Raw genomic sequence first — 14,715 nt, 5'->3', positions numbered from 1 at the left:
ACGCTTATTTTCCGTATTGTTCGCAAATCTGATTGACGGCGTCGACCACGCGACGCACGTCGCCTTCCGTCATCTGCGTAAACAGCGGCAGCGTGACGGTCGACGCGCCGTACCGTTCGGCGTGGGGGAACATGCCCTCCTTGAAACCGCGCGCACGGTACAGCGTGAAAAGATGGATCGCCGGGTAGTGGATGCCGGTGCCGATGCCGCGTTCCTTCATCTGCGCCATGAATTCGGCGCGCGTGATCGTCAGCCGCTCGAGCGGCAGCGTGACGAGGAACATGTGCCAGTTGCCGTTCTCGAATTCGGCGACCGGCAGGCCGAGGCCGAGCTTCACGGCCGCGCCGCCGTCGAACGCGGCGAAATACGCGCGGGCGAGCGCGCGGCGCTGCGCGGTGAAGCGCTCGAGGTGCGGCAACTGGCCGAGGCCGACGCGCGCGGCGACGTCGGTCAGGTTGTACTTGCCGCCGAGCACGTCGCAGTCCATCCCGTCGAAGCCGGTGCGCGTGATGCCCTGCAGCCGGTACTTCTGCGCGAGCACGGCTTCGTCCTCGTCGTTCAGCACGAGCGCGCCGCCTTCGATCGTCGTCAGGTTCTTGTTCGCGTGGAAGCTGAACGACACGAGGTCGCCGAACGCGCCGATGCGCTTGCCGTTCCACGTCGAGCCGAATGCCTGCGCGGCATCCTCGATCACGCGCAGCTTGTGCGCGCGGGCGATCGCGTACAGGCGGTCCATGTCGACCGGTAGGCCGGACAGGAACACGGGGACGATCGCCTTCGTGCGCGGCGTGATCGCCTGCTCGAGCTTGTCGAGATCGATGTTGCGCGTGACGGGATCGATGTCCGCGAATACGGGCGTCGCGCCCGTTTCGATGATCACGTTGCTGGTCGAGACCCACGACGCCGGCGTCGTGATCACCTCGTCGCCGGGGCCGACGCCCGCGATGCGCAGGCCGATCTCGAGCGTGCAGGTACCCGAATTGAACGCGCGGACCGGGCGGCCGCCGCAGTACTCCGACAGCGCGGCTTCGAATTTCTGGCACTGCGGGCCGGTCGTGATCCAGCCCGAGCGCAGCACGTCGACGACGCCCTGGATGGTTTCCTCGTCGATCTCGGGGCGGGTGAACGGCAGAAACGGAGCGGTAGTCTGGCTCATGAACGCGTTGGGCCTGTAATGGCGTGTAATAAAAGGGTCGGGCGATCCGTCCGAAACCGGCATTAAACACCGGTTGGCCGATTCGTACCGTGATTTTTTGTAGGCGGACGCTTAACGCCGCGCGCCGTGCTCAACTGCGCGCGAGCACGAGCACGCCGATCAGGATGATGCCGATGCCGACGAGCCGCTGCATCGACAGGACTTCGCCGAACAGGTACCACGCCGCGAACGCGTTGACGACGTAGCCGAGCGACAGCATCGGGTACGCGATCGAGACGTCGACCCGCGACAGCCCGACGATCCATACGACGACGCTCAGCACGTAGCAGCCGAGGCCGCCGATGATCGGCAATTGGGTCGCGATCTTGAATCCGACCGGAATGATGTTCGCACGGCTGAATTCGAAGTGTCCAACGGCGTTGACGCCGGCTTTCAGCAAAAGTTGCGCACAGGCGTTGAGCATCACGCCGGTGACGATGCAGACGAACGAAACGGGATTCATGCGGGGGACGTCCTTACGATTGCGGTTTCTCGACGATCACGCGGCGGTTGTCGCGCGCGATCACGCGCATCGGCACGCCTTCCTTGGCCAGCGCGTCGTACTGGCCGGGCGGCATGATCGCGAGCGCATGGGTGTCCTGCTTCCAGCGCGTGATCCATTCGCCGACGGTCGGGATCCACTTGTTCGGCTCGACCGAGATCCCGAACGCGAGCTCGTCCTGGCGCTGGACCATGATCGTCGTGTGGCCCACGTAGAACGGGAACGTGTGGTCGAGCATTTCGATCGAGTAGAACGGCGTGTCGGGCGGCAGCTTCGCCAGCTCGGCGCGCACGGCCGGCGCGAGCAGCGCGCCCGAGCTGTAGCGGCCGAACTCGTCGTGCCCGGTGCCGCCGATCGTGCCGAACGCGAGCCACGCGGCGCCGAACGCGGCGAGCGCGGCGGCCGCGCCCGCCCGGCGGTTCAGCCACGCGGCCGCGAGCGTCAGCGCGGCCGAGACCGCGAGGCCGGCGTACAGCCACATCTGGAATGCGCGGTACAGCGCGTTCGGCGTGCGGGCGTCGCCCTGGTACGCGAGGAAGATGATCCCGAACGCCGCGGCGACGAAGAACACGAGATAGCCGAGCAGGTGGCGGCGGAAGCGCTCGGCCGTCATCAGCGGCAGGTACGCGCCGATGATCAGCGCGAGCGCCGGCGCGACCGGCAGCACGTACGAGATCAGCTTCGAATGCGACGCGCTGAAGAACAGGAAGATGAACGCGCTCCAGATCAGCAGCACGAGCATCGGCGAGAAGCCGTTCGGCTGGCGCGGCATGCGCAGCGCATGGCGGATGCTCTGCCACGCGACCGACAGCCACGGCAGGAAGCCGACCAGCAGCACGGGCACGAAGTAGTACAGCGGGCCCGGGCGGTTCTGTTCCGGGGTCAGATACCGGCGGAACTGCTGGACGACGAAGAAGAAGTTGAAGAACTCGGGGTTGCGCTGCTGGACGAGCACGAACCACGGCGTGACGATCGCGAAGAAGATCACGAGGCCGCTGACGAGGTACAGGCGCTTCCACAGCGCCCAGTCGCGCGCGATCAGCGTATACAGCACGAGCACGGCGCCCGGGAGGATCAGGCCGACGAGGCCCTTCGACAGCACCGCGAACGCCATCGCGGCCCAGCACGCCCACATCCAGCCGCGTACTGCGGCCGGGCGCAGCCCGGGCTGCTGCGCGAGCAGCAGCGAGCAGAGCGACAGCGCCATCCAGAACGCGAGCCCCATGTCGAGCGCGTTGAAGTGGCCCATCAGGTTCCAGTACGGCGAGCTGGCCAGCACGACGGCCGCGAGCAAGCCCGACAGCGGGTTGAACAGGCGCGCGCCGGTGTAGCCGACGAGCAGCACGCCGGCGAAGCTCGCGACGGCGGTATAGAGGCGCGCCTGCCATTCGCCGATGCCGAACCACGCGAACGTCAGCGCGTTCAGCCAGGTCTGCAGCGGCGGCTTCTCGAAGTACTTGTAGCCGTTGTAGCGCGGCGTGATCCAGTCGCCGGTGACGAACATTTCGCGCGCCATTTCCGCATAGCGGCCTTCGTCGCTCGGGATCAGGTGGCGCAGCCCGAGCGGCGCGAACCAGACGATCGCGAGCGCGACGACGAGGAGGACGAGCGTGATGCGATTGAGCGGTAGCCTCGACGGCGTATCGTTCATGGGTTTTCAGCCTGTTGGTTGTTGTGACGGGCCGCCGGCGCGGTGCGCCGGGGGCGGGCGGCCTGGCCGCGGCGATCCGGGGATCGACCCGCTGCGCCGGCCCGTGTTTTACCGCATCGGGGATTAACGTTCAATCAAGAGCGCGGCGGCGACTTTGCGGCCCTCGGCCATCAGGATGTTGTAGGTGCGGCAGGCGGCCTGGAAATCCATCGTCTCGACGCCGATCCGTTTCGCGGTGAGCGCCGCGACGAGCCGCGGGTGCGGAAAGCGCAGCCGCGCGCCGCTGCCGAAGATCACGAGTTCTGGCGTGGGGTCGAGCAGCATCGCGAAATGCTCGGGCGCGAGCGCGTCGAACGACGCCACGGGCCAGGCCTGGACCGGCGCGCCGGGCAGGACGATGACGCTCGTTTCATGGCGTTCGAGGTTGACGTCGACATAATCGGGGCCGTAGCCGGTGACGGTGTTGAGCGCGCCGCTCGTGTCCTGGTGCAGTTTCAAATCGGTATTCCGCGGTTCCGTAGGGGAATGGATTGGCAGGGCCGTGGGGCCCGGCGGGCCGGTTTCGCGCGCTCCGGCACGCGCGGACGCCTGACGGCGCGGGCCCGGCGCGGCTATGGTGCATTGCGAAAGTCGGCCAAAATCCGCTAAATTATAACTTTTTGGTCGCCCCCGGGCGCCACTTGCGTCGTGCGTCGCCACAAGCCGCGTCCGGCCGCCGCTTTTTCCCAGCCTAGACAGCGCGCACAGACCGGCCGCTTTCCAGTTTTGATCCCGTCCCCCCGGCCGCAAGGCCAACCCAGGAACCGTGTCGTCGTGAAACCGATTCAGAAGTCGAACAAGCTGCTCAACGTCTGCTACGACATCCGTGGCCCGGTGCTCGAGCACGCCAAGCGCCTCGAGGAAGAAGGCCACCGCATCATCAAGCTGAACATCGGCAACCTCGCGCCGTTCGGTTTCGACGCGCCGGACGAAATCATCCAGGACATGATCCGCAACCTGCCGGCGTCGTCCGGCTATTCGGATTCGAAGGGCGTGTTCTCGGCGCGCAAGGCCGTGATGCACTACACGCAGGAAAAGGGCGTCGTCGGCGTCGGCCTCGACGACATCTACATCGGCAACGGCGCGTCCGAGCTGATCGTGATGGCGACCCAGGCGCTTCTGAACGACGGCGACGAAGTGCTGCTGCCCGCGCCCGACTACCCGCTGTGGACGGCGGCCGTGAGCCTGTCGGGCGGCACGCCCGTGCACTACGTGTGCGACGAGCAGAACGCGTGGATGCCCGACCTCGACGACATCCGCGGCAAGATCACGCCGAACACGAAGGCGATCGTCGTGATCAACCCGAACAATCCGACCGGCGCGCTTTATTCCGACGAATTGCTGCTCGAGCTGCTCGAGATCGCGCGCCAGCACGGGCTGATCGTGTTCGCCGACGAGGTCTACGACAAGATCGTCTACGACGGTCTCGAGCACACCGCGCTGGGTGCGCTGTCGGAGGACGTGATCACCGTCACGTTCAACAGCCTGTCGAAGAGCTATCGGTCGTGCGGCTATCGCGCGGGCTGGATGGCCGTGTCGGGCCTCGGCGGCGACAATCGCCGGCGCGCGAAGGATTACCTCGAAGGGCTCGGCATCCTGTCGTCGATGCGCCTGTGCGCGAACGTGCCCGGCCAGTTCGCGATCCAGACGGCGCTCGGCGGCTACCAGAGCATCAACGAGCTGATCGTGCCGAACGGGCGCCTGTACAAGCAGCGCGAACTCGCGTATGACATGCTGACGTCGATCCCGGGCGTGACCTGCGTGAAACCGCAGGCCGCGCTGTACATGTTCCCGCGCCTCGACCCGAAGCTCTACCCGATCCAGAACGACCAGCAGTTCATTCTCGACCTGTTGCTCGAGGAACGCGTGCTGCTGGTTCAGGGCACGGGGTTCAACTGGGCGACGCCGGACCACTTCCGCGTGGTCTTCCTGCCGAACCTCGACGATCTGGCCGATTCGATCAACCGGATCGCGCGCTTTCTCGACGGCTACCGCAAGCGCCATTCGGTCTGAGCGGGCAGCGCCACACGGAACTCATTACTTCTTACTCATCGATCACACGCAGCATGGAACCGATCAAAGTTGGCCTGTTGGGCTTCGGCACCGTCGGCAGCGGCACCTTCACGGTGCTGCGCCGCAACCAGGAAGAAATCAAGCGACGCGCGGGGCGCGGCATCGAGGTGGCGCGCATTGCCGTGCGCAACCCGGCCAAGGCGCAGGCCGCGCTCGGCGGTGACGCCGCGGCCGCGCAGATCACCGACGACTTCAACGCGGTCGTCGACGATCCGTCGATCGCGATCGTCGCCGAGATGATCGGCGGCACCGGCATCGCGCGCGAGCTCGTGCTGCGCGCGATCGCGAACGGCAAGCACGTCGTTACGGCGAACAAGGCGCTGCTCGCGGTGCACGGCACCGAGATCTTCGAAGCCGCGCGCGAGAAGGGCGTGATGGTCGCGTTCGAGGCGGCCGTCGCCGGCGGCATCCCGATCATCAAGGCGCTGCGCGAAGGCCTGACCGCGAACCGCATCCAGTACATCGCGGGCATCATCAACGGCACGACGAACTACATCCTGTCGGAAATGCGCGACCGCGGCCTCGATTTCGCGACCGCGCTGAAGGCCGCGCAGGAACTCGGCTACGCGGAAGCCGATCCGACCTTCGACATCGAAGGCGTCGACGCCGCGCACAAGGCGACGATCATGAGCGCGATCGCGTTCGGCGTGCCGGTGCAGTTCGACCGCGCGTACGTCGAGGGCATCAGCAAGCTCGACGCGACCGACATCCGCTACGCGGAAGAGCTCGGCTACCGGATCAAGCTGCTCGGCATCGCGCGCCGCGCCGCGAACGGCATCGAGCTGCGCGTGCACCCGACGCTGATCCCGGAAAAGCGCCTGCTCGCGAACGTCGAGGGCGCGATGAACGCGGTCGTCGTGCACGGCGATGCGGTCGGCACGACGCTGTACTACGGCAAGGGCGCGGGCGCCGAGCCGACCGCATCGGCCGTCGTCGCGGATCTCGTCGACGTCACGCGCCTGCACACGGCCGACCCCGAGCATCGCGTGCCGCACCTCGCGTTCCAGCCGGACAGCCTGTCGAACACGCCGATCCTGCCGATCGAGGAAGTGACGAGCGGCTACTACCTGCGCCTGCGCGTTGCCGACCAGACCGGCGTGCTGGCCGCCATCACACGCATCCTCGCCGAGTCGGGCATCTCGATCGACGCGCTGCTGCAGAAGGAATCGGAGCAGATCGACGGCGCGAACGGCGAGACCGACATCATCCTGATCACGCACGAGACGGTCGAGAAGAACGTCAACGCGGCGATCGCGCAGATCGAGAGCCTCGCGACGGTGGTCTCGAAGGTAACGAAGCTGCGCATGGAAGCGCTGAACTGAGGACAGGAACGACATGAACTACATCTCCACGCGCGGCGCCGGCATCGGCGAGCGCCATACGTTCTCCGACATCCTGCTCGGCGGTCTCGCGAAGGACGGCGGGCTCTACCTGCCGGCCGAGTATCCGAAGGTGTCCGCCGACGAGCTCGCGCGCTGGCGCACGCTGTCGTACGCGGATCTCGCGTTCGAGATCCTGTCGAAGTTCTGCGACGACGTGCCGGCCGACGACCTGCGCGCGCTCACGCGCCGCACGTACACGGCCGCCGTGTACAGCAACACGCGCCATGGCGAAAACGCGTCCGACATCACGCCGCTGAAGGCGCTCGGCACCGAGAACGGCGCGGCGCTGTCGCTGCTCGAACTGTCGAACGGCCCGACGCTCGCGTTCAAGGACATGGCGATGCAGCTGCTCGGCAACCTGTTCGAGTACACGCTCGCGAAGCACGGCGAAACGCTGAACATCCTCGGCGCGACGTCGGGCGACACCGGCAGCGCGGCCGAGTATGCGATGCGCGGCAAGGCCGGCGTGCGCGTGTTCATGCTGTCGCCGCACAAGAAGATGAGCGCGTTCCAGACGGCGCAGATGTTCAGCCTGCAGGATCCGAACATCTTCAACCTCGCGGTCGAAGGCGTGTTCGACGACTGCCAGGATATCGTGAAGGCCGTGTCGAACGATCACGCGTTCAAGGCTCGGCACAAGATCGGCACCGTCAACTCGATCAACTGGGCACGCGTCGTCGCGCAGGTCGTGTACTACTTCAAGGGCTATTTCGCGGCGACGCAGTCCAACGACGAGCGCGTGTCGTTCACGGTGCCGTCGGGCAACTTCGGCAACGTCTGCGCGGGCCACATCGCGCGGATGATGGGGCTGCCGATCGCGAAGCTGGTGGTCGCGACCAACGAGAACGACGTGCTCGACGAGTTCTTCCGCACCGGCGCGTACCGCGTGCGCAGCGCCGAGAACACCTATCACACGAGCAGCCCGAGCATGGACATCTCGAAGGCGTCGAACTTCGAGCGCTTCGTGTTCGACCTGCTCGGCCGCGATCCGGCGCGCGTGATGCAACTGTTCCGCGACGTCGAGGAGAAGGGCGGCTTCGATCTCGCGGCGAGCGGCGATTTCGCGCGTGTGGCCGAATTCGGCTTCGTGTCCGGCCGCAGCAGCCACGCCGACCGCATCGCGACGATCCGCGACGTGTTCTCGCGCTACGACACGATGATCGATACGCATACGGCCGACGGCGTGAAGGTCGCGCGCGAGCATCTGGAGGCCGGCGTGCCGATGGTCGTGCTCGAGACGGCACAGCCGATCAAGTTCGGCGAGACGATCCGCGAGGCGCTCGATCGCGAAGCCGAGCGTCCGGCCGCTTTCGACGGGCTCGAGGCGCTGCCGCAGCGCTTCGAGGTCGTGAAGGCCGACGCGCAGCAGGTGAAGGACTTCATCGCCGCCCATACGGGCGCATGACGCACGGCCGGGCCTGCGGGCCCGGTCGCGCGGGACGGCCGGAATGCCGATTCGTCGAACGGATCGGGGTTCCGGCCGTTTCGTTTGGCGCGCGGGCATCATACGCCGCGCGAAACAGGTGCCAGACCCGCGCGTTCGCGCCGATCACAGTTTTCGCATGCCCGCCATATCGCGCGTCTGCGTGGCGTCGTCGCTACAATGACGTATTGATTCCAACGATCCCCGATTCCATCGATGTCGAACCCGAATCCCGCGGCGCCGCGCGCGCCGATGCTGTCGACCGCCGAGGCGCTCGCCGCGCTGCTCGACGCCGCGAAGCCGCTGCCCGGCGCCGAAACCGTCGCCACGCTCGACGCGCTCGGCCGCGTGCTGGCGGCCGACGTCAGCTCGCCGCTCGACGTGCCGCCGATGCATACGAGCGCGATGGACGGCTATGCGGTGCGTGTCGCCGACCTGCTGCACGGCGACCGGCGCCTGCCGGTGTCGCAGCGCATTCCGGCCGGGCATCCGGCCGCGCCGCTCGCGGCCGGCACGGCCGCGCGGATTTTCACCGGCGCGACGGTGCCACCGGGCGCCGATGCCGTCGTGATGCAGGAGCAGGCATCGGCCGACGGCGACGCGGTCGAGATCCTGCACACGCCGAAGGCCGGCGAATGGATCACCGCGCAGGGCGCGGACATCCGTCAGGGTTCGGTGATCCTGCCGGCCGGCACCCGGCTCACGCCGCAGGCGCTGGGTCTCGCCGCGTCGGTCGGCTGCGCGCAACTGGCGGTCGCGCGGCGGATTCGCGTCGCGGTGTTCTTCACCGGCGACGAACTGACGATGCCCGGCGAGCCGTTGAAGCCCGGCGCGATTTACAACTCGAACCGCTTCACGTTGCGCGGGCTGCTCGAGCGGCTCGGCTGCCACGTGACCGATTACGGCATCGTGCCCGACTCGCTGGCCGCGACGCGCGACACGCTGCGCGAGGCCGCCCGCGATCACGACGTGATCCTGACGAGCGGCGGCGTGTCGGTCGGCGACGAGGATCACGTGAAGCCGGCCGTGGAGGCCGAAGGCCGGCTCGCGCTGTGGCAGATCGCGATGAAGCCCGGCAAGCCGCTCGCGTACGGCGCGGTGCGCCGCGGCGACGAGCGCGCCGACGCGCATTTCATCGGGCTGCCCGGTAACCCGGTCTCGAGCTTCGTCACGTTCCTGCTGTTCGTGCGGCCGTTCCTGCTGCGCTTGTCCGGCGTACGCGACGTCGCGCCGCGCGCGTTGTCGCTGCGGGCCGATTTTTCGCAGAGCAAAGGCGACCGGCGCAACGAATTCCTGCGGGCGCGCGTCAATGCGGCCGGCGGCCTCGACCTGTTCCCGAACCAGAGCTCGGCCGTGCTCACGTCGACGGTCTGGGGCGACGGCCTGATCGACAATCCGCCGCAGCACGCGATCAGCGCAGGCGAGACCGTGCGTTTCATCCCGTTTTCCGAACTGCTGTCGTGACGCGGCGGCTCCCCGAACCATGAAGATTCAACTGAAATTTTTTGCAAGCGTGCGCGAAGCGCTGGGCGTGGCCGATGAAGAAGCCGACGTGCCGGACGGCGTGACGACCGTCGGCGACGTGCGCGCGTGGCTGCGCGCACGCGGCGGCGCGTGGGCCGACACGCTCGCCGAAGGGCGCGCGTTGCGCATGGCGTGCAACCACGAGATGACCGACCCCGACACGCGGCTCACCGAAGGCTGCGAGGTCGCGTTCTTCCCGCCCGTCACGGGCGGTTGAGGGGGGAGGCGATGGCAACGGTACGAGTCCAGACCGACGATTTCGATCTGAATGCCGAAGTGGCGGCATTGCGGGCGCGCAACCCGAAGATCGGCGCGCTCGCGTGCTTCGTCGGCACGGTGCGCGACCTGAACGAAGGCGATACGGTCGCCGCGATGGAGCTCGAGCACTATCCGGGAATGACCGAGAAGGCGCTCGAAAAGATCGCGGCCGAGGCCGGCCGGCGCTGGCCGGGTGTCGACGTCGCGATCGTGCACCGCGTCGGCAGGCTGCTGCCGCTCGACCAGATCGTGATGGTCGCGACGGTCGCGTCGCACCGCGGCGACGCGTTCGCGTCGTGCGAGTTCGTGATGGATTATCTGAAGACCGAAGCACCGTTCTGGAAGAAGGAAACGACGCCGGACGGCGAGCGCTGGGTCGATGCGCGCAGTACCGACGACGCCGCGCTCGCGCGCTGGGGCGTCGAGTCGGGCAACGCGCCGCGCTGAGCGCGGCACGCGGGCGATGCAGCGAAGTGCCGCGTGGGTGCCGTCGTCGCGTGTAAAGGGCGTTACGCGTCCGGGTCGACGCCGCGCCCGATGATCTTCGTCGGAAAAGGCTCGCCGCGGGCGCGCGACGGCAACGCGTGCGAATCGTCGCCCGCGTCGCGGCGGCGCGGCGCGATCGCGTCGAGCAGCGCCTGCTGCTCGGGCGGAATCCGGTAGTCCCAGCCGAACCGGCTCAACTGCAGGCTCTGCGCGATCCGCAGCGCGGGCTCCATGAAACGAACCGCCGCGGGCGGCGCGTAGCGCGCTTCGACGGTGTTCAGGAACAGCGACAGCCAGCGGCTGAAATGGGCCGGCTCGATCCCGTCGAGCGGCTGGTGCGCCTGCTGCACGTTGCCGCGATAGCCCTTGGTGCCGAGCACGAGGCTCGACCAGAACGTCACCATCTTCGGCAGATGGTCGTCCCAGCGGCCGGCCAGCTTCGCGTCGAATACGGGCCCCAGCAGCGGATCGGCGCGTACGCGCTCGTAGAACGCGTAGACGAGATCGCGGATGTTGTCTTCGGTCGGCTCGGCGTCGCGGGGGCGGGCCGGTACGGTATCGGGCGAGACGGGCTGGGCAGTCATGACGAAAAGGGCCGGTAGAGCGGGGCGGTGACGGCGCGACGGCGCCGGCGACGGGCAGGACGCCGGTCGGATTTTGACGCAAAATAGCGTCCAATAACCCCTGGAAAACGTGTAGATATCCCGCATCTTATTGCGCGCACGCGATCCCGGCAACCCGGGGCCGCGCCACGGCACCGTCTATCGGCCCTGCACGCCTCGCGATCGGCCCGGTTCATCGGAGCGGGGCACGATCGACCTTTTCTGTATTCGCTCATGAGACTCACCGACTACACCGACTATTCGCTGCGCGTGATGCTGTATCTGGCCGTGCGCGGCGAGGGGCTCGCGACGATCCAGGAGATCTCGGACGCCTACGGCATCTCGAAGAACCATCTGATGAAAGTCGTCCAGCGGCTCGGCGAACTGGGCTGGGTCGACACCGTGCGCGGCCGCAACGGCGGGCTGCGGCTGTTCGCCGATTCGCTGCGGCTGACGGTCGGCCAGGTCGTGCGGGCGACCGAAAACGACTTCGCGCTGGTCGGCTGCTTTTCGCCCGACGGCAGCGAGCCGCGCGGCTGCGTGATCGAGCCGCAGTGCCGGCTGAAAAGCGTGCTGGCGGCCGCGCGCGATGCGTTCTTCGCGGAGCTCGATCGTCACACGCTCGGCGAGCTGGCCGTGCCCGCATCGCCGCTCGCGGCGTTGCTCGGCATTCGTCCGGTCGCGCTCGTGCGTGCCGCGCCGGTGCCGGACGAAGCGCCGGCAGTTGAACAGACGTCGTCCAAGGCCCCCTGATGCGCGGGGCGCCGCGCGCTGCCCGCTCGCGCCATCACGCCGCCGGACCGTTTTCAGGCTATCCGGCAATTTTTGCGCTGAATCAACCCGAATTTCGCTTGAAAGCCGCATAACCATCCTCATCTTGGTGTTAATCGAAAATTGGAGGTCTCTACCAAATGAGAATCGACAAGCTCACCACCAAGTTCCAGGAAGCACTCGCGGACGCGCAAAGCCTCGCGGCAGGCCGCGACAATCAATACATCGAACCCGTTCACGTGCTCGCGGCGCTGGTCGCGCAGCACGACGGCTCGGCCCGCTCGCTGATGTCGCGCGCGGGCGTGCACGTGCAGGCGCTCCAGGGCGCGCTGAACGAAGCCATTTCGCGCCTGCCGCAAGTAACGGGCACGGGCGGCGACATCCAGATCGGCCGTGAGTTGGCCGGCCTGCTGAATCAGGCCGACAAGGAAGCGCAGAAGCTCAACGACACGTTCATCGCGAGCGAGATGTTCCTGCTCGCCGTGTCCGACGACAAGGGCGACGCCGGCAAGCTCGCGCGCCAGCACGGTCTCACGCGCAAGGCGCTCGAAGCCGCGATCGCCGCGGTGCGCGGCGGCTCGCAGGTGCACAGCCAGGACGCCGAAAGCCAGCGCGAGGCGCTGAAGAAATACACGGTCGACCTGACCGAGCGCGCCCGCGCGGGCAAGCTGGACCCGGTGATCGGCCGCGACGACGAAATTCGCCGCTCGATCCAGATCCTGCAGCGCCGCACGAAGAACAACCCGGTGCTGATCGGCGAGCCGGGCGTCGGCAAGACCGCGATCGTCGAAGGGCTCGCGCAGCGGATCGTCAACGGCGAGGTGCCCGAGACGCTGAAGGGCAAGCGCGTGCTGTCGCTCGACATGGCCGCGCTGCTCGCCGGCGCGAAGTATCGCGGCGAGTTCGAGGAACGCCTGAAGGCCGTGCTCAACGACATCGCGAAGGACGAAGGCCAGACGATCGTCTTCATCGACGAAATTCACACGATGGTCGGCGCGGGCAAGGCCGAAGGCGCGATGGACGCGGGCAACATGCTGAAGCCGGCGCTGTCGCGCGGCGAGCTGCACTGCATCGGCGCGACCACGCTCGACGAATACCGCAAGTACATCGAGAAGGACGCCGCGCTCGAACGCCGCTTCCAGAAGGTGCTCGTCGACGAGCCGAGCGTCGAGGCGACGATCGCGATCCTGCGCGGGCTGCAGGAGAAGTACGAACTGCACCACGGTGTCGACATCACCGACCCGGCGATCGTCGCCGCGGCCGAGCTGTCGCATCGCTACATCACCGACCGCTTCCTGCCCGACAAGGCAATCGACCTGATCGACGAAGCCGCCTCGAAGATCAAGATGGAAATCGATTCGAAGCCGGAAGAGATGGACAAGCTCGACCGTCGTCTGATCCAGCTGAAGATCGAGCGCGAAGCGGTGAAGAAGGAGCAGGACGAAGCGTCGCAGAAGCGCCTGCAACTGATCGAGGAAGAGATCGAGCGCCTCGGCCGCGAATATGCGGACCTGGAAGAGATCTGGACCGCCGAGAAGGCCGCGGTGCAGGGGAGCGCGCAGCTCAAGGAAGAGATCGAGAAGGTGCGGGCGGACATCGCGCGGCTGCAGCGTGAAGGCAAGCTGGAGAAGGTCGCCGAGCTGCAGTACGGCAAGCTGCCGCAGCTCGAGGCGCAACTGAAGCAGGTCACGCAGGCCGAGGAGCAGGAGCAGCACAACCCGACGCGTCCGCGCCTGCTGCGCACGCAGGTCGGTGCGGAGGAAATCGCGGAAGTCGTGTCGCGTGCGACGGGCATCCCCGTGTCGCGGATGATGCAGGGCGAACGCGAGAAGCTGCTGCACATCGAGGAAAAGCTGCACGAGCGCGTGGTCGGCCAGGACGAGGCGATCAGCGCAGTGGCCGATGCGATCCGTCGGTCGCGCGCGGGGCTCGCCGATCCGAACCGTCCGTACGGCTCGTTCCTGTTCCTCGGTCCGACCGGTGTCGGCAAGACCGAGCTGTGCAAGGCGCTGGCGTCGTTCCTGTTCGATTCGGAAGAGCACCTGATCCGCATCGACATGAGCGAGTTCATGGAGAAGCACAGCGTCGCGCGGCTGATCGGCGCGCCGCCGGGCTACGTCGGCTACGAGGAAGGCGGCTACCTGACGGAAGCCGTGCGCCGCAAGCCGTACAGCGTGATCCTGCTCGACGAGATCGAGAAGGCGCATCCGGACGTGTTCAACGTGCTGCTGCAGGTGCTCGACGACGGCCGCATGACGGACGGGCAGGGGCGTACGGTCGACTTCAAGAACACGGTCATCGTGATGACGTCGAACCTCGGCTCGCAGGTGATCCAGGCCATGACGGGCTCGCCGCAGGACGAGATCAAGGACGCCGTGTGGCTCGAGGTGAAGCAGCATTTCCGCCCCGAGTTCCTGAACCGGATCGACGACGTCGTCGTGTTCCACGCGCTCGACCGCAGCAACATCGAGTCGATCGCGAAGATCCAGCTGGCGCGCCTGCATGACCGGCTCGCGAAGCTCGACATGGCGCTCGACGTGTCGCCGGCGGCGCTCGAACAGATCGCGAAGGTCGGCTACGATCCGGTGTTCGGCGCGCGGCCGCTGAAGCGCGCGATCCAGCAGGAGATCGAGAACCCGGTCGCGAAGCTGATCCTCGCGGGCCGCTTCGGTCCGAAGGACGTGATCCCGGTCGACGTGAACGACGGCCAGTTCGTGTTCGACCGCGTCGTTCACTGATCGTCCGCCATCGGCCGCGTGCCCGGCTCACGCCGGGCGCGCAAAAACGAACACCCCGCCTCGGCGGGGTG

The 14,715-nt window shown here is 67.2% G+C and carries 13 protein-coding genes; 8 read left to right on the top strand and 5 right to left on the bottom strand.

The window, feature by feature from the left end; genetic code table 11:
* Positions 1 to 4 precede the first annotated feature (4 nt).
* The 4 genes from LGM42_RS07010 to LGM42_RS06995 all read right to left on the bottom strand — a co-directional run bounded on the left by LGM42_RS07010 (position 5) and on the right by LGM42_RS06995 (position 3,846).
* Positions 5 to 1,156: a DegT/DnrJ/EryC1/StrS family aminotransferase gene (locus LGM42_RS07010; protein WP_059585271.1), complete on the bottom strand. Its 1,152-nt coding sequence runs from the start codon at positions 1,154 to 1,156 to the stop codon at positions 5 to 7.
* Between the two features lie 130 nt (positions 1,157 to 1,286).
* Positions 1,287 to 1,658: an EamA family transporter gene (locus LGM42_RS07005; RefSeq protein WP_059585272.1), complete on the bottom strand. Its 372-nt coding sequence runs from the start codon at positions 1,656 to 1,658 to the stop codon at positions 1,287 to 1,289.
* Positions 1,659 to 1,671: 13 nt separating this feature from the next.
* Positions 1,672 to 3,348 carry a glycosyltransferase family 39 protein gene (locus LGM42_RS07000; RefSeq protein ID WP_060316494.1) on the bottom strand — a complete coding sequence of 559 codons (1,677 nt, stop codon included), beginning with the start codon at positions 3,346 to 3,348 and terminating at the stop codon, positions 1,672 to 1,674.
* Positions 3,349 to 3,471: 123 nt separating this feature from the next.
* On the bottom strand, positions 3,472 to 3,846 hold the full coding sequence (locus tag LGM42_RS06995) for an Mth938-like domain-containing protein (protein ID WP_059645648.1): 375 nt from the start codon (positions 3,844 to 3,846) through the stop codon (positions 3,472 to 3,474).
* Between the two features lie 315 nt (positions 3,847 to 4,161).
* Here LGM42_RS06995 and LGM42_RS06990 point away from each other — a divergent pair, with 315 nt between their 5' ends.
* From LGM42_RS06990 to LGM42_RS06965, 6 genes are all read left to right on the top strand, one after another.
* Complete coding sequence (locus tag LGM42_RS06990) at positions 4,162 to 5,400, top strand: pyridoxal phosphate-dependent aminotransferase (RefSeq protein WP_059585275.1); 1,239 nt, start codon at positions 4,162 to 4,164, stop codon at positions 5,398 to 5,400.
* Between the two features lie 53 nt (positions 5,401 to 5,453).
* On the top strand, positions 5,454 to 6,782 hold the full coding sequence (locus LGM42_RS06985; RefSeq protein ID WP_059585276.1) for a homoserine dehydrogenase: 1,329 nt from the start codon (positions 5,454 to 5,456) through the stop codon (positions 6,780 to 6,782).
* Positions 6,783 to 6,795: 13 nt separating this feature from the next.
* On the top strand, positions 6,796 to 8,247 hold the full coding sequence (thrC, locus tag LGM42_RS06980; RefSeq protein ID WP_124658618.1) for a threonine synthase: 1,452 nt from the start codon (positions 6,796 to 6,798) through the stop codon (positions 8,245 to 8,247).
* A 234-nt stretch (positions 8,248 to 8,481) separates the two neighbouring features.
* Complete coding sequence (gene glp / locus LGM42_RS06975) at positions 8,482 to 9,729, top strand: gephyrin-like molybdotransferase Glp (protein ID WP_059585278.1); 1,248 nt, start codon at positions 8,482 to 8,484, stop codon at positions 9,727 to 9,729.
* Between the two features lie 19 nt (positions 9,730 to 9,748).
* Entirely contained in the window at positions 9,749 to 10,006 is a 258-nt protein-coding gene (moaD, locus tag LGM42_RS06970) for a molybdopterin converting factor subunit 1 (protein ID WP_059585279.1), read from the top strand.
* A gap of 11 nt (positions 10,007 to 10,017) precedes the next feature.
* Positions 10,018 to 10,494, top strand: coding sequence for a molybdenum cofactor biosynthesis protein MoaE (locus LGM42_RS06965; protein ID WP_060316491.1), 477 nt, complete (start codon positions 10,018 to 10,020; stop codon positions 10,492 to 10,494).
* A 62-nt stretch (positions 10,495 to 10,556) separates the two neighbouring features.
* Here the strand turns inward: LGM42_RS06965 and LGM42_RS06960 are convergent, their stop codons facing one another.
* Positions 10,557 to 11,117, bottom strand: coding sequence for a group III truncated hemoglobin (locus LGM42_RS06960; RefSeq protein ID WP_226231862.1), 561 nt, complete (start codon positions 11,115 to 11,117; stop codon positions 10,557 to 10,559).
* 252 nt (positions 11,118 to 11,369) lie between these two features.
* On the opposite strand from LGM42_RS06960, the gene LGM42_RS06955 reads away from it, so the two are divergent.
* Positions 11,370 to 11,888, top strand: coding sequence for an Rrf2 family transcriptional regulator (locus tag LGM42_RS06955; RefSeq protein ID WP_059645665.1), 519 nt, complete (start codon positions 11,370 to 11,372; stop codon positions 11,886 to 11,888).
* A 158-nt stretch (positions 11,889 to 12,046) separates the two neighbouring features.
* Positions 12,047 to 14,644 carry an ATP-dependent chaperone ClpB gene (gene clpB / locus LGM42_RS06950; protein ID WP_060316478.1) on the top strand — a complete coding sequence of 866 codons (2,598 nt, stop codon included), beginning with the start codon at positions 12,047 to 12,049 and terminating at the stop codon, positions 14,642 to 14,644.
* Positions 14,645 to 14,715 lie beyond the last annotated feature (71 nt).

The organism is Burkholderia sp. AU39826 (assembly GCF_020419965.1).
Classification (GTDB): domain Bacteria; phylum Pseudomonadota; class Gammaproteobacteria; order Burkholderiales; family Burkholderiaceae; genus Burkholderia; species Burkholderia semiarida.
The sequence above is the reverse complement of the archived record's forward strand: the minus strand, read 5'-3'. Positions and strand labels throughout refer to the sequence as shown.

What these genes read in the sequence shown, in the direction of transcription:
- glp (WP_059585278.1), top strand. Translation starts at nt 8,482, where the DNA reads ATGTCGAACCCGAATCCCGCGGCGCCGCGCGCGCCGATGCTGTCGACC.
- LGM42_RS07000 (WP_060316494.1), bottom strand. Translation starts at nt 3,348, where the DNA reads ATGAACGATACGCCGTCGAGGCTACCGCTCAATCGCATCACGCTCGTC.
- LGM42_RS06985 (WP_059585276.1), top strand. Translation starts at nt 5,454, where the DNA reads ATGGAACCGATCAAAGTTGGCCTGTTGGGCTTCGGCACCGTCGGCAGC.
- LGM42_RS06955 (WP_059645665.1), top strand. Translation starts at nt 11,370, where the DNA reads ATGAGACTCACCGACTACACCGACTATTCGCTGCGCGTGATGCTGTAT.
- LGM42_RS07005 (WP_059585272.1), bottom strand. Translation starts at nt 1,658, where the DNA reads ATGAATCCCGTTTCGTTCGTCTGCATCGTCACCGGCGTGATGCTCAAC.
- LGM42_RS06960 (WP_226231862.1), bottom strand. Translation starts at nt 11,117, where the DNA reads ATGACTGCCCAGCCCGTCTCGCCCGATACCGTACCGGCCCGCCCCCGC.
- moaD (WP_059585279.1), top strand. Translation starts at nt 9,749, where the DNA reads ATGAAGATTCAACTGAAATTTTTTGCAAGCGTGCGCGAAGCGCTGGGC.
- clpB (WP_060316478.1), top strand. Translation starts at nt 12,047, where the DNA reads ATGAGAATCGACAAGCTCACCACCAAGTTCCAGGAAGCACTCGCGGAC.
- thrC (WP_124658618.1), top strand. Translation starts at nt 6,796, where the DNA reads ATGAACTACATCTCCACGCGCGGCGCCGGCATCGGCGAGCGCCATACG.
- LGM42_RS06965 (WP_060316491.1), top strand. Translation starts at nt 10,018, where the DNA reads ATGGCAACGGTACGAGTCCAGACCGACGATTTCGATCTGAATGCCGAA.
- LGM42_RS07010 (WP_059585271.1), bottom strand. Translation starts at nt 1,156, where the DNA reads ATGAGCCAGACTACCGCTCCGTTTCTGCCGTTCACCCGCCCCGAGATC.